The 14715-nt window shown below is 41.2% G+C and carries 12 protein-coding genes and 4 tRNA genes; 2 read left to right on the plus strand and 14 right to left on the minus strand.

Going from position 1 to position 14715, the window contains the following annotated elements; all coding sequences use genetic code 11:
- Nucleotides 1-2277: helix-turn-helix domain-containing protein (locus HYT61_03300; protein MBI2063234.1), on the minus strand; the 2277-nt coding region annotated here is incomplete at its 3' end.
- Between the two features lie 478 nt (nucleotides 2278-2755).
- Here HYT61_03300 and HYT61_03305 point away from each other — a divergent pair.
- The gene (locus HYT61_03305) at nucleotides 2756-3004 is read left to right on the plus strand and encodes a MerR family DNA-binding transcriptional regulator (protein MBI2063235.1); all 249 of its coding nucleotides are present in this window, start codon (nucleotides 2756-2758) and stop codon (nucleotides 3002-3004) included.
- A gap of 108 nt (nucleotides 3005-3112) precedes the next feature.
- A complete protein-coding gene (locus tag HYT61_03310) occupies nucleotides 3113-3694 on the plus strand; it encodes a hypothetical protein (GenBank protein MBI2063236.1) in 582 nt (193 codons plus the stop codon).
- Nucleotides 3695-3735: 41 nt separating this feature from the next.
- Here the strand turns inward: HYT61_03310 and HYT61_03315 are convergent, their stop codons facing one another.
- From HYT61_03315 to HYT61_03375, 13 genes are all read right to left on the minus strand, one after another.
- Complete coding sequence (locus HYT61_03315; protein ID MBI2063237.1) at nucleotides 3736-5790, minus strand: hypothetical protein; 2055 nt, start codon at nucleotides 5788-5790, stop codon at nucleotides 3736-3738.
- A gap of 134 nt (nucleotides 5791-5924) precedes the next feature.
- The gene (locus tag HYT61_03320; GenBank protein MBI2063238.1) at nucleotides 5925-6908 is read right to left on the minus strand and encodes a hypothetical protein; all 984 of its coding nucleotides are present in this window, start codon (nucleotides 6906-6908) and stop codon (nucleotides 5925-5927) included.
- Nucleotides 6909-6911: 3 nt separating this feature from the next.
- Complete coding sequence (locus HYT61_03325) at nucleotides 6912-7673, minus strand: HAD family hydrolase (GenBank protein ID MBI2063239.1); 762 nt, start codon at nucleotides 7671-7673, stop codon at nucleotides 6912-6914.
- Nucleotides 7674-7841: 168 nt separating this feature from the next.
- Nucleotides 7842-7912 (minus strand) — tRNA-Trp (locus HYT61_03330).
- An 18-nt stretch (nucleotides 7913-7930) separates the two neighbouring features.
- A complete protein-coding gene (rpmG, locus tag HYT61_03335; GenBank protein MBI2063240.1) occupies nucleotides 7931-8089 on the minus strand; it encodes a 50S ribosomal protein L33 in 159 nt (52 codons plus the stop codon).
- A gap of 18 nt (nucleotides 8090-8107) precedes the next feature.
- A tRNA-Thr gene (locus tag HYT61_03340) sits at nucleotides 8108-8182 on the minus strand.
- Between the two features lie 47 nt (nucleotides 8183-8229).
- Nucleotides 8230-8493 (minus strand): GIY-YIG nuclease family protein, encoded by a 264-nt coding sequence (locus tag HYT61_03345; GenBank protein ID MBI2063241.1) that lies wholly within the window; start codon nucleotides 8491-8493, stop codon nucleotides 8230-8232.
- A gap of 266 nt (nucleotides 8494-8759) precedes the next feature.
- Nucleotides 8760-8843 (minus strand) — tRNA-Tyr (locus HYT61_03350).
- A 16-nt stretch (nucleotides 8844-8859) separates the two neighbouring features.
- Nucleotides 8860-8934 (minus strand) — tRNA-Thr (locus HYT61_03355).
- Nucleotides 8925-9539 (minus strand): tetratricopeptide repeat protein, encoded by a 615-nt coding sequence (locus HYT61_03360; GenBank protein ID MBI2063242.1) that lies wholly within the window; start codon nucleotides 9537-9539, stop codon nucleotides 8925-8927. The genes HYT61_03355 and HYT61_03360 overlap by 10 nt, the downstream gene beginning before the upstream one ends.
- Before the next feature lie 2 nt (nucleotides 9540-9541).
- Nucleotides 9542-9991, minus strand: coding sequence for an elongation factor Ts (locus HYT61_03365; protein ID MBI2063243.1), 450 nt, complete (start codon nucleotides 9989-9991; stop codon nucleotides 9542-9544).
- Nucleotides 9992-10006: 15 nt separating this feature from the next.
- Nucleotides 10007-10705, minus strand: coding sequence for a 30S ribosomal protein S2 (gene rpsB / locus HYT61_03370; protein MBI2063244.1), 699 nt, complete (start codon nucleotides 10703-10705; stop codon nucleotides 10007-10009).
- Nucleotides 10706-11005: 300 nt separating this feature from the next.
- Nucleotides 11006-14701: a hypothetical protein gene (locus HYT61_03375; GenBank protein ID MBI2063245.1), complete on the minus strand. Its 3696-nt coding sequence runs from the start codon at nucleotides 14699-14701 to the stop codon at nucleotides 11006-11008.
- Between the last annotated feature and the right edge of the window lie 14 nt (nucleotides 14702-14715).

Here is a 14715-nt window from a genome sequence, read left to right on the forward strand (position 1 = left end):
ATCTTCACCTATTTGTACTCCCTCTACATTCGGGGTTGTATCAATCGTACTTCCAACCACGTGTAATTTTGCGGTAGGCGCCGTCGTCCCTATTCCCACGTTGCCCGATGAGGCGATAGACATAAACACCTGGGAAGCGGAACCGAGTATGTCCAAGCGTGCCGTGTTATTGGCAACTGCTGTTGTCCTCAATGTGAATTTGGCATCATCTTCGGTAACGGAGAGTAAAGTCAAGTCAACATTGCCAGATGCGGAAGCCAAGATGTTGCCTGTTACATCAAGTTTAGCGTCAGGAGAGATATTACCGATGCCGACATTTCCCAATACATACAAGTCGCTGGAAACAGAGGCAAAACCCACTACCTCAAAATTGCTACTGGCAATTTTGAGGGGTTCATTAAACTCAAACTGGTTGCTGGCCGCATTCCAAAATAATCTAGCATTTGGCGTGACAAGACCTCGCTCAAAAGCAAGATACGAATTTTCGGAATCGGAACTGGTATTGTCTGTGTTAATAACAAAGGAAGAACTTGTGGTACCGGCCAAATCAATATTTCCGGTAAATATCGTGTTGCCGAAGCTTGCGCTGGTTACAACCAGCTCATCCCATGGCCTGGCGCTTGAACCAAGATCAAAAGAACCGGAAGGAATCAGGTCTGAAACCACTCTTCCGGCCGACAATCTGCTACCTGCAATTGTACCGCTTGCCGTTAAATTACCTGACCTATCCAGGGAAAACTTTTTTGAAAATATGGCTACAAAATTATCTTTTTCGTTTTCATTACCAATGGAAACATCGCCAGCCACACCAAGCGATGAAAAAGCGCCATCGCCGCCGTAAAGACCGCCGTTGAAAAAAGCGATGTTATTCGTCTCGTTGCCGTTTTCAACCGCAAAATCAAGCGTAAAATCTGACGGACGAAAACCCTGCAACAATTCTGCGTTAAGATTGCGCACCATTGTCCTGTTGTTAATTTCAATCGTACCGGAAGCAAGTTGAAGATTACCTTTATCAATTTTTAAGTTACCGCCGGTTAGTTGGACGTCTTTGCTAAAAACCGCTTCTGAAAAAACGCCCAATTTGCCATAAACGGAAAGTGAGTCCAAAAGTTTGGTCGCACCCTTCACGGTAAGAGTTTTGCCAACTTCTACATTTCCTTCAAGAAAAACGTTGTCGTAAGTAATGTTTCCGTTTTTTGTAACAAAGGCGAGGGTGAAATCTTTGGAAGCTAGACCATCAAGATACTCGGCGTTTAGATTCTCGACGAGTGTAGTTGAATCAACAATGATTGGCGCCACCCCGTCCGGCACGAATGAGCGCAGTTGTCCCTGTGTTTCAATATGGCCGTAGATTGAAACTTTTCCCTCTTTATCCAAAAGTAAAACCTCATTAGCATGAGTACCGGCAAAATGTCCCTGAATGGTATCGGCGTTTTTAAAAAAATCTTTGACGCGCAAAGCCACTACGTCAACATTCCCAAAGCTAAAACCCCCGCCAATCAGGAAAAGTAAAACAAGCGCGGCAATCGTAATGCTTATTGCTTTCTTAGAACTGCTAAAAGTTGCGCTACCCAAGTGATTAAGCCGGTGCATTTTATGTAACAACGACTGCGACTCAATTTCATAAAACTCATTCTGTTCTTGAGACAGTCCACGGACTACCTGCGGTAACAAAGGTTTTTCCAGTTGAGCTTTTTGCAATTGCGAAATCACATTCAAATTTTGGGATATTCTGTTAAGTGACTTTTCAATTTCTAGAGAAAGCGCTGGCACTATGGGTTGTGATTCGGGGCGAAGATGCGGGGGTGTTTCCGCGGTCACACCAAGTTGCATCGGGCTGATACGCGCTGGTGTGGATACTTGAAAAATCTTTTTCTGTGTTTGTTCCGGTGCCGGAGTTTTCACAACAACGTTTAGTTTCTCAAATTCTTCAAGTATTTTGCTTTTGGTTTCATGCTGTTCACCGAGTTCTAGCTCTTCGTCTTTTTTTGTATGAAAAAGCGCTTCGGCACCGATAATTATCGGACGTGAAATTTTTCCTTGATGGGAGGCGCCAATTTGATCCTTTGAAATAATCACCGTTAATCCTTGCTTGTTTAAATACTCGCGCACAGCTTCTCTGGTCGTATACCAGTTGCGCCCAACTTTTTGTGAAAAAAGTTTTCCTCTACGTGCAAGCAAACTCAAATACTCCTGCGAATAAGGTGAGCCCTTGGCCGCTTCCGCAAGTGTAACGAATTGTTTTGGCGGTTTGGTTGTGAACTGATTTTCTGTCATAGAAAATTGAGTTGAAAAATGATATAATTAAAAAGTCTGAAGCCCAAAGTTTTCTTTGGGTGAAGGACACGTTCCGCCGGGCCCCGATTACATCGGGGCCCGGCTATTTTCTTGTTTATTTTACCGTTTGAACATATCAAAAGTTTTTTCACTATCCGATATGTTATCGGATAGATAGCTGACATATAAATTATAAAGCCCTGCTTTATTATTTTGTTGATAACTATGCAATTAAGAATTGCCCAAATGGCTCTATAATTCTTAATTACTTAAAATTTAAAGTTTAAAATTTAAAATTTATATTAAAGTTATCCACATTGACCGCTACTTTAAGTAAAAGCTATAATTAAGTTTCTAAAGTCATCTAAACCTTACTACTAAAAGTTTTATAAAAAGTCCTAAAAAAAATTGCTGGCAATCATTGATTACCGACTCAAAATCCAAGTCGCTAGTCACTAGTCGCTGGTCATTGAGACTTATGCCAAAAAAATATTTGACGGTAAATGAGGTCGCTAAAATTTTTGGTGTTACCCCCTTGACGGTTCGCAACTGGGACAAAAAAGGAGCTCTTGTCGCTCATCGCAATCCCGTAAATAACTACCGCGTTTACAAGATTGAGGACGTTGAGTTTTTGATGAAAGGCATAGAAGACAATAAGTCTCCTCGCACGGCAGTTGCCAAACTTCGTCCCGATGAACCACGTAAACTAAAAATAGAAGTTTTATAAAAATTTTTACTTACTAAAATCAAATGCCGCTAAATGCGGCATTTGATTTTTAAGTGAGTCTATATTAAACTAACAAAAAAACATTAGAACATTTAAAAAGAGGATGAGATGAAAATAATCAGCGCCGAAATCAAAATAGAATTATTGGATTTTGGAGAACTAACTGCCGGCGAACAAATGCTAATAAGTCGCGCCCGCAGAGTAAGGCTTCATGCCCAAGCCCCATACTCTCATTATTGGGTTGGCTGTTCTCTTATGACTCTTGAAGGAAAGTTTTTTGATGGATGCAATGTTGAAAGAGTTAGCTGGACACAAACCAGTCATGCAGAACAAAATGCCGTGGATGGCATGGTCGCTGCCTTGGGTCCTCACAGCATCATGGGCATGGCGGTCGTAGGAGCGCCAGAAGGAAAAGAAGTACCCTGGCCGTTACTACTGAACGATTTGAAAAAATTACCAGCCAATCTATCCCCTGCCGATTTCTGTCCCGCTTGTGGTCACTGCCTCCAGATCATTGCCGAAAATTGTTTTGATAGAAATGGCCAATACAATCCTGGCGTTAAACTGCTGGGCTACAGTGAAAATAAAAAAATAATCTATCGAACTACAATCGGCGATGCTTATCCCATGCCATTTATCCCACAACATCTTGGCATTAACTATACCAACGACCCGCGATCAAAAAGTTAATCAAATTTACCAAATATAAAACCGAGCTATGCTCGGTTATTTTATTTCTTTAAGTTTACGATTGGCACAATACCCAAACTTTGAATAAAAGAGTTCACGAGATCTAGATTATCTACCGGCTGAGATTTCGCGCCACCATAAAATGCGCTCTCTGTCATAAAAACCTTGCCATCTTTCGAAATTATTCTCAAAAATCCGATTCCCTGATCTACCTGTTTCATTTTATGTCTCTCAAAATGAGAACCGTGTTTTATAGTGCCGATTTGTTGGCACACTCTTTGTCCTAAATCCATGTCCCACTCACACACCATCTCGCTAACATGGAAGTTGGCCCCAATAACAATCTGACAACTGCTGGATTTGGCAAAAACTAACATCTCCTGCGGCCTCAAAGAGGTTGTCTTAGCTCTTGCCATATATGGATGCTGGATTGAAACTTTCAGTCCAGACGGCAAACTAAAATACTCTTTTCTCTCAATCTTATTCTCAACCAATACATCTAAACTTGTGCATGGCGGCAACTTTTGAGACAAAAGATAGTTATAAATTTCTTTGGTCAGAAATTTAGCCAGTGTAATGTGGAAAAGTTCAAGTGGGTCATGACCGTCTTCAGCTTCCCACGTGTCGTGATTACCAAGAATATAGACAAAACGAATCAGGCAACGATTAACCAAGTCTGCAATTAATGCGTCGCTTATTTTTTCTTGGTCCTTAACTGCCACGGAAAATCTTTCTTTAAATACTTTTGCTATGACCATACCTACCATATGAGCTGCGAATTTTTCTTGTTGTGTATTGTTCATTCCGGCAATAATTTCGCCCTTGGACATTAAATTGTGCCGCGTTCCTTCTTTTGTGTCCCCGGCATCAATTAGAGTGGTCGCTCCGGAGCTAAGAATAATTTCCGGAACCCTATTTACAAAAAAGTGGTAATCGGTTTCAACCGAACCAGCATGCATACAAGCAAAATTCACAATCCTGTCTTCTTGCCAGGGGCCGACAGGAACGGCATATTTTAATTTTTCTTGAATATATGTTAAATCAAAATAATGTTTTTTACCGGCTTCTTGATAATAAATACCGGGCCAGTTTTCACCTTTTCTGCGAAATGTTTTCTTTTTAGTTAAGCTCTTCAGAGCTTCATTGATATCTTCCAGTGGCAATCTAAGATCATTCTGCAAAATACCGCGCGTAGCCCAACCGCGAGATTTAATAACATCAATTATTTTTTTCTCAATAGTAGTGGCATGTTCAGGGGCAACAACAAAACTTAGCTCTTTACTGACCAAATCTTTAAAATTATATACTCTGTAAAGATGCTCGCTCGCATCCGGTGGAAACTCAAGGACTCCGACACCTATTTGATTTTCTGAAACCCTTGTTTCTTCCAGCCTGTGACAAACCGGCACTGATAAATACTGATATTCAAGTTCTCCTTTGGGCTTATGAATGCTAGACCCAAATCCGAAAACGATAAAAAGATCCGGGGAGCTTTGTGAGGTTTGTTTTCTTTTGTCCTTGATTACTCTCTCGACAGCCGTGCTGTAGTAATCGCCACGCATCCATACCGCTTTTTGCGGAGTCAAAGCCCAAACCAACTTATTAACAAACTTAACCGGAAAACGATCTCCACCGGCATTCCAAACTCGTATGTCGTCTCGTATTTCAGACAAAAACTGGGCAACTCTTTCACCCAATACTCCATCAAATGCAGGACTCGTAATTATGAACAGGTCAATTTTCTTTTCTTTGTTAATATTTTCGGGGTCTGGCACGGTAGTAATAGGAATTATCTTAGCCAGTTGCTGGGCAATTTTAATTAAGAACTTATCTTCTAAGTCTTGTTTTGCGGCAAAACGTTCTGCACCGGTTTTTTTATGTCCATTAAGTTCCTGCTTTACGTATGCTTTCATCTCTTGGGTAATATCTTTCTGGGAAATCAGACCCGCGCCAAGGATATTAAAATGCGTTCCTTCTTTTCTAAAAATGTTAAACGCCATGTCCAGCAATGACTGCCTAAACCCCTTGGAACCGTAATCGATTCTTGATATCAAGCCTATCTTTGCACCCTTTTGTACAACAGCTTTCGTGGTCATTTACACTCCATATAAATTTTTAATGTACCGATTAAATTATACTAGCAAACGTTAAGATTTCGGCAAGACCCTGTAGAAAAATATAAAAATTTAAAATTTAAAAGCCCCACTAACGGGGGCTATTTCAAATTTTTTTAATACGAGGTGGTTCTTTGTATCGGCTGGAAAAGTTTAATCCGCTTCTTGCAAGCAGGGTCAAACAAACATTTCCGGCATTCTGGAACTTCCATCTCTGGACAATAACGTCGGCCATTCCAATAATTTTCATCCACAAAAGACATTGGTTTGCCTGATTCTTTTATAATCAATTCCATGGCCTCGTAAACTAATTGCCGAATGGATCCCTCGGTTGTCCAATTGGTCCACTTTCTAGCTTCATTTTGTTTTCTTTCGTGACCGTCAAGCTCAACCAATCCTTGCCGCAAAGCCAATCTCATGAGGTGATAATCAACAATCGGCCGCCAATTATGTGTATCTTTAACTTCTAACCATTTTTCGGGCCGATTTGCCAAAGTCATAGCAAGAAGTAGGTTTTTCTTTTGAAGGTTATCTTCATTGTAACCAGGCACTTCCCGCATTATTTCAAGAAATTTACCCAATGAGTTTTTGCTGCAATTACTGAACTGAACTAATCCCAGCGGATTTTTAGAGCTTCTTTTTTGAAACCAACGCCCATAAGCTCGGGTTAATTGGAATCTAGTCTCAAAATCTGGAAACAAAATAGGTCCGTTGTCGTCAGCCAAAATTTTGCGGGCCAAATCCTGCGGGCTAATAACAGCCAGTTTTTTCGGTTCAAAACATTCAGGATCTTGCTCAATCGCACGCATTGACGCTTTCCATAACAAATCTGAACCCTTAGCATTTTTGCCGTTTATCGTCCCGAAAAGAGGTTCAAGATAACCACATTCATCTCCATACCAAAATCCGAATTGATGCACACAGACAAAAAAGAAAAAATTTATTGCCTGCGGATGATTAAGCGGCGGGTACATATCAGAAGCAATAATTTCTTCGCCATCTTTTTGGAAACTATAGAAGTTCAGGCCATTTCCATTATCCGGCAAGTTTTTGAGTAGCTTTGAAACTTTTTTTACCTGTTCTAGATTAACTACTGGCATTATTCACCCCCTTAAATTATTATAAATTTCTACAATCTCTGAAATATTTTTAATCTCAAACAAACGTTTTTTCTCTGATTCGGTTAGTTGATCCACATCAATGCTTTCGGCTCGCCATGTAAAACATGGAATAAAAATAGCAGAACATCCAGCATCCAGCGCCGGACGTATGTCTGAAGAGAATGAATTACCGACGCTATATACGGTCTCCGCGGAATGGCCATTCGTAAATTGCTTAAACATTTCCTTTGTTTTACCGTCAACAACTTTAATTTCTTTGAACCAATGGCCAAGATCAAGCGCTTTGATTTTCCTTTCCTGTACACGTGGATCGCCCTTAGTTAGCAAAACCAGGATATCGCCTTTGTCTTGCAAAAAATTAATAACTTCAATGGCGCCAGGCACCATGCCTTGTTTTAGATATAGTTCCTCATCAAAAGATCGCATGCCTATATTGTGTATATGATTAGCATGACGGTCTTGGTACTCGCCCCAGCCATTTTCACAAAGTGTCCTATAACTTTGAACCAATGTGTCCGGAAATCTGTTAATGGAAAACCCATACGGCAAACCAGTGGTTGGATTTTTTTCTTTTAATAAACGATGGCTGGTTTCCGCGATCATTTGCGCAATATCGCCGGCAAAAGGCGCTCTATGTTGAAAAATTTCCAAAATATATTGCAGAAATTCAATGGTCGCCAAACTATAGGTATATTCATTCCACATCAGAGTATCGTCCAAATCAAAAATAAAAAGTTTCGGCATTTTGTACCTCTCAAATTTTAAAACAACATTGTCGGCTAATATTAAATTAAAAAACTAGCTCTAGCAATCCCCAACCAAAAACCCCGATAACGGGGTTTTTGGTTGGGTCCTTCCTTCGCGGTCTAGAAGCGGGTTTTACCCGCCGTAGCCCGCTTAGGTGGGCGAAGGCGGGGGCGTCCCGACTCGAACGGGAATTGACGGTTTTGGAGACCGTAGTCCTGCCATTGAACGACGCCCCCAAAATAGTGCTTAAGGCACTATTTTTTTGTTTCTTTGTGCATCACGTGCTTTCTGCAAAACTTGCAGAATTTCTTCATTTCGATTGTCCGCGTAACCAGTTTCTTATTTTTCGTAGAAAAATAATTGACTTGCTTGCAGATGCTGCACTTTAATTTTATTAGGTTATCTTGGGACATATTGTTTATTATTAACTTTGGAGCCAGCGGTCGGAATCGGACCGACGCTCTTTCCCTTACCATGGGAGTGCTTTACCACTAAGCTACGCTGGCATAATACCATGGAGTTGCTCTTCCACTGAGCTACAACGGCCTCACACCTACTTAGCTTCAACAACACAATTCTTAATTCGCCTTTTAAGTTGCAGGTATGCGTTTCCTCTCAATTTTATACTATATTCTCTATGCTTGGCATCTCCTTGCGAATAATAACTTTCATAGTATATCAGCCACCAAGGAATATTCAACTTTGTGGCTTTAACCAAACCAAAATTGTGTTGTTGGAATCTTAACGTAAGATCGTGGGTATAGCCAAAGTATAATTGGCCATCTTTTTTACTTTTCAAAACATAAAAATAATACATAAAGCTAAGTAGGTGTGAGGCCAACGGCCTTTTTTATCAACATTTTTTAACTTTATTTTTATTCTGTGGGGGCGGTAGCGTTGAAAACCAACTGCTTGGTTTTCAACGGGAATTTTAGCTTTGCCTTGTGCGAATAGCACGGCAAAGCGTTATAAAAATTCCCATGCACCGTATTCGCTAAAAGCGAACTTGATGCAAATCTGCTGCTTCGCAGCAAGTCCAGAAACATAATCGCCGTAGGTAGTTATGTTTCTGGACTCTATCTGTGGGGGCGGTAGGATTTGCACCTACGTAGGCACAAGGCCAGCAGATTTACAGTCTGCCCTCGTTGACTGCTTGAGTACACCCCCTATTTTGGCCAACCGATGGAGCCGACCCCGAGATTCGAACTCGGAACCTACGCTTTACAAAAGCGTTGCTCTGCCGTTGAGCTAGATCGGCAACTTTTCCAATTTTTTTAAGAGTCGTGTGAGTTTGTTCCGAGTTGTTTCGTCCTCCGGATCAAGTTCTGCGGCTTTTTTAAAAGACTCAACTGCATCGTGCCACTCCTCCATTTTCATATATATATTGCCTAATTTTTTATAAAGCCCAGCGTCCTTTGGATTTGTTGCTATTTCAAGAATCAACTTATGTTCTTGCTCTTCTAAATCTACTCCCCTGCCACTGTCGCTACTAATCCTGACTTCTTGTTCGGCCTGGGCGGCCGCTTCGCTACTTATCACGCTCTCGTGATGCATCACTGATTTGCGAACCCTATTGATTAACCGATTGGTGACCGCGTCAAGTTTTAGCGAAAATAGTCTTAATTTCCTCAAAAATTTTTCAAATTCAGCAAGAAAATTAAGACGATATTGCCTTAAATCTACTTTCTGAATATAGGCAGTGGGCACCGGAAAAAATTCAGCCCAAAAACCAGACTGTTCCGGCACAACACTCTCAACCACTTCGGGGGTAAGTTTTTTAAGATAAACGAACTTTCGGCTTATAATCCAGCCGATAGAGACTATAGAGAAAATAAAAATACCAAATGGAATGAAAAAAAACATGTTTAGAGTTGCAGTCGGCAAAACTTACCTATCTTTATGTTCTCCCCGAGTTTAGCTATATATTGAGTTATCAATTCTTCAACGGTAACATCTTGATCGCGAATATATGGCTGGCTTAAAAGCTCGGGGCCGTCTTGCGGATCCATTGCCGCAACCTGCATCGCCACCTCGTGGGCCAGTTCACTGAACATGGGATTTCGCGCCACAAAATCCGTTTCGCACAAAAGTTCCAACAATACACCCACTTTTTTGTTGGAATGAATATAGGCCTCAACTAATCCTTGTCCGGTAGTACGCAATGCCTTTTTTTCAGCCACCTTAACGCCATGTGCCTTTAATACCTCCAAAGCTCGCGCCTTATCCCCGCCGGATTCATCCAGAGCTTTTTTTATCTCGTTAAAAGACAGGCCTGTTGAATCACGAAGTTCTTTTAATAGTTCTACATGGGACATACATAATTGGGTTAATTAAGGATTAGTGACGCCCTTGCATATTGCTTCCAATATGAGTTCTACTGATTTCTTGGAATTGTCGTTGGCCCCGATAGGATAATCGATCAGTTTGGGGTCACTATCGGTATTAACTATGCCAACGACTTTAACACCTGCTCTTTTGGCTTCATGAACTGGCAATTGGCTCTCCTTAAGCGAGGTAATAAAAATTATGTCGGGAATACGTGACAGTTTGCGGATACCGCCGAATTTCAACTTCAGGCCTGCGATTTCTTTTTCTTTTAACACCTTTTCTTTTTTAGTAAACTTGTCAAAACCGCCTTCGGCTTGTTTTTTTTCAAGTTCTTCCAAATATTTAATCCTACCGGTAATTGTTTTGAAATTTGTCAAAGTGCCCCCAAGCCAGCGGTTGATTACATACGGCATACCCAATGTCTCGGCTGTTGTTTTAATCGAGTCGGCAGATTGTTTGGTCAAACCAACAAATAAAATCATCTTGCTTTCTGCCATGGCTTTCTTTAAAAAATCCACCGCCTTAACGAGCGAATCTGTTGTTTTGATCAAATCTAATATATAGATATTATCTTTCAGGGTATAGATGTACGGTTTCATGTTTGGGTGGAAAATCGTCTTCTTGCGCCCAAAATGCATCCCCGCCCTTACCATATCCTCATAGGCCGGCAAAAAACTGATTGTATTGTTTACTTCAGGCATGCTGAAAATAATAACAAAAAAATTGGGGATATGCAACACAGCACTCGCCACCCACAAAAATTACAAACTTAATTAGCAATAGGATTTATCTACCGGCTCCGCGCGCGCGTTTTGCTGGCCGCTACGCGAACAGGCACAAAACCCACGCGCCTTCACCGGAAAACCCGTCGGACTAGCACTTTGTCTTAGAAATTTACGACCGATAAAAACTGCCGATTGGTATCGGCTTGGGGTTTGTAATCTTTGATGAAAAACAAAAGCCGAGGTGTCTCGGCAAAAATTGACAGTTGCCCCTATGACTTATTTATAAAAATTCCAGAAATTTCCAAAAATATCTAACGCTTTGTCTTTTAACCCCCCCCCCCCCGTAACTTGTATTTCCAAACTGGAATCGCTGAAATTACCGGCCAGATCAAAAACTCTGGCAGTTATTTTATGCTTTCCCGACTCAAAAAACGGGACAAGCAACTCCAAAGCAACAGGAAAAAATATTCCATCATCAATCTTAAAATAAACAACCGGCTGAACAATTTCCTCGAAACCCACACTGAATTTAAATCTCACAGTCTCGCCGATTTTCACCGACAAAGAACTCGCCTTTATTACTGGCGGTGCCGGCGGCGTTGAATCAATCATAATTTTGAATTGGGAAACCGGCCCGAGACGGCCATCGGTGTCTTCTGCCTGGAGACGAAAATAGTATATGCTGTCTTCATCAATGGAGATGTTAAGAAAATTGTCCGAAGTTGAAACGGCTTTGCCCGGTATAAAGTCCGGGGTTTGATTCAACGCATAGTGATAAACGCCGCCTTCAAGCAACGGCCAAGCCAGCTGAATATCTTTTTTATGATACCAGCGATTGCTGTTGGGATGGCTTGGTGAAAATATGGGTATTATTTCATTAATGCTCGCGTTGGTTAATCCTTGTCGGGTAATACTGTAAAAAGCGTCACTTGCCGCCCTAAGCACATCGGTCCCCAAGCCGTCATTGGCAAGAACTTGCGTCCCTTCGGCGAATTTAAGCGAAGCCCCGCCCACAGTTAACGGCTGCACTACAAGCTCGGCTACCGTACCGGACGGTTCGGAAAATCCGGGATTAGGAACGCCGCAAACAATTGTTACCGTTCCCGCCGCATTATCAATATCTTTTTCCAAAAAAAGTCCGGGATCGCACAAGGAATTGGCCGTCAAAATATCAACTATTTCAAACACGCTCGGGTCATATTTTATTACCGCGCTCACGACATTGATAATTTCTCCACCGGTAAGCACCTTTATGGCAATGTTTTTTTCAACAAATTGGTTAATGATATCCGCTTCAGGTTCAAATTTAATCGTAGAATTATAGATAGAATACGGCGCTCTTTCTAATTTTATAGAAATGCGGTCCAGTTTGTTGTAACTGATAAAATACATCACGGAAAATAAAGTCAGGGTTATAATTAAAATAGTTGGAATCCGATGCCTATGATGGAAAACACTCAGGAAAAAAGATAAATATATGAAAATCGCAAGAAAAGCAAGCGCCATAAAACCGGCCAAAACAATGCTATAGAAATTGTGGCTGGTCGGAAAAAGAATAATCGTTCCGCCGGGGCTTCCCTCAATTCCCGGAAATACGATATTGCTGACAATGTAATATTCCTCGCTTATTTTAAGTTCTTTGGCAAATTTAGGAACTTGTTTGGCAATTAGGTCGGAACCAACCGAGAAAAAGCTATTCAGTATAAAAATAGTATCCTTATCCTTTAAGCTTGTGCTGATTAAACCCTCCTCTGGAGTATAAAAAATAACATGCGAACCATTCTTCAAATACTTGTCCTGAAACCGTACGGCATAAGAATTGTTAAATAAGTTTCCCAGAACAATAGCGCCGATAACTTTGTCATCTTCTAAAATAAGGGAGTTGCTTATTGCGGCCAGGGGATTTTTGACCCCACGGACGATTTCAGTAACCGTTTCACCTTTAGCCACCCGCCTTCCTTGGATAGTGGTTTGAAAAACATTATCTCCGCGTTGATCCGGCAAATGTGAACGAACAAGCACAAATCCGTCCTTGTCAGTTACGGCAATAAAACTAAGTTCCCTTTCTTTTGCTTCAGCTTGCACGATGGAGAGAAGCTCCAGCGTATCGCCTGCCTTCAGGGCATCGTTAAGAACTCCTGAAGAGACAATCTCCTCTCTTTGGTCAGAAATGTATTTGAGTTCCTCGGAAAAAACAGTCTTTAGTTGAATAATTTGTTTATCAGTTGAATAAGAATACCACAAGCCCAAGAGCCAGTTAGAAAATAGCATAATGATTACAAACACCAGAATGCTTAGCAATATTTCAATCATCTCTTTTTTGTGTATCCAGTCGGTTTTGCTTTTTTTATTTAATTTCTTTTTTTTACGATATTTTTTAATTAAATAACTCTTAACTTCATGCCCAGTAGCTAGAATCTCCTTTTTTGTCGCGACAAAAATGAGCGCAATAATCAAAATAGAGGAAACCAAAAGCCATTCATTTTTAATAAAGTTAATGAAGCCGCCGAATATCTTTGTCAAAAAGTCAAAAATTAGTTCGGTAAAAGACCCGGATTTTACCCTAAATGATACTCGGTTAGAATCAATAGAAATGGCACTCCTGTCATCAACCGCCTGCGCCGTCACCTCGTGGCGACCTCCTCGTTCCGGCTTAAACTCAACCTGCCAATATCCATTGGCATCGGCGTGCGTTTCCAGTATGTATTCCGGGTTGACCCTGATGGCAACCCGAACTTTTTGGTTGGGCTTGGCTTTTCCATTTATAGTAATGGTTTCGCCTATTTTAACTTGCGGCTTTTCTATTTGATTTAAAATCACCGGCTCTATTGATTGAATCTCCATTTGATAGTCAGATTCTGAATAATTCCCTGCTTTATCAAAAGCTCTTATGATAATCTTGCGCACCCCTGGCAATTGCAAAGGCATTTTATATAATCCGGCCAACCCCGGTTCTATTTTTAACCAGTCACTCTCACCGATTTTCATTTCATATCTATCAATACCAGATGTACCGTCTGAAGTATCAAAAGCGAGTCTGGGTTGCGGGTTGGTTAAGTCCGCCACATCCAATCTGGTTATTTTAAAATCTGCGGGTTTTTGGGTATCAACGTTAAACTTAAACGAAGTTACGGGACCTAATCCCGCTGGTGTTTTCGCACGGGCGTTAAAATAAAATTCGCCCTCTCCTACATCATCCAGAACTTTTTCTGAAATCGGAGGATCATAGCTTATTATCGGCGGGGAATTGTTTCTTCGGCTCAAAACCAAAATGACCTCGCCGGTATCTACCGGCAAATCCCATTTGAAAATTGGGTTATTATTTGAATACCACTTTAACTGGTCTGGATGGGTAGACGATGTAATAATCAACTGCTCCGCTGAAACAGGAGCGGGAGTTGTGACTATTTTGGGCGTTGCTTGAGACGATGCCTGCGGCGATACCGGTGTTACCTTTGGTAATACCGATATTGCCCTTAAAACATAAGCTCCGCCCGCTAACGATGATAAAACATTCGTACCCTGCCCATCATTGGCTAAAACCGCGCCGGATGAAAAAGAAACTTGAGTAGTTGCCACCGCCTTTGCCTTGAAGTTTATAGTAAGAATATTGCCTGATGTTCCCGTATATCCAGGATTAAAAACAATGCCGCCGAAATTTATCGTTCCCAGCGCATTGGAAAAATCGGGTTCTTGCACCCAGAGACTGAAAATAGAACCAGTCCTCGTAAGAGACGTAACCGCGAGTTCAGCAGGATTAAATTTTAGTATGCCTACAGCGGCGTTAATTGAAACACCGGCGCTATTAATCCTGATAGAAACACTAAAGTTGCTCCCATTATTATAAGTTCCCGAACCTGGAGATATAAAAAGCGTCGCGGCTCGCGCTAAAGAAAAGGGAAACAGAAACAAAAGCAAAGAAATTGCTGGAATTGCCCACTGCTTTTTAAATTTTATTTTTAACCCCTCCAAAGTTAAAATTGATA

The organism is Candidatus Yanofskybacteria bacterium (assembly GCA_016181175.1).
Classification (GTDB): Bacteria; Patescibacteriota; Minisyncoccia; order 2-02-FULL-40-12; family IGHO2-01-FULL-4-A; genus 2-01-FULL-44-17.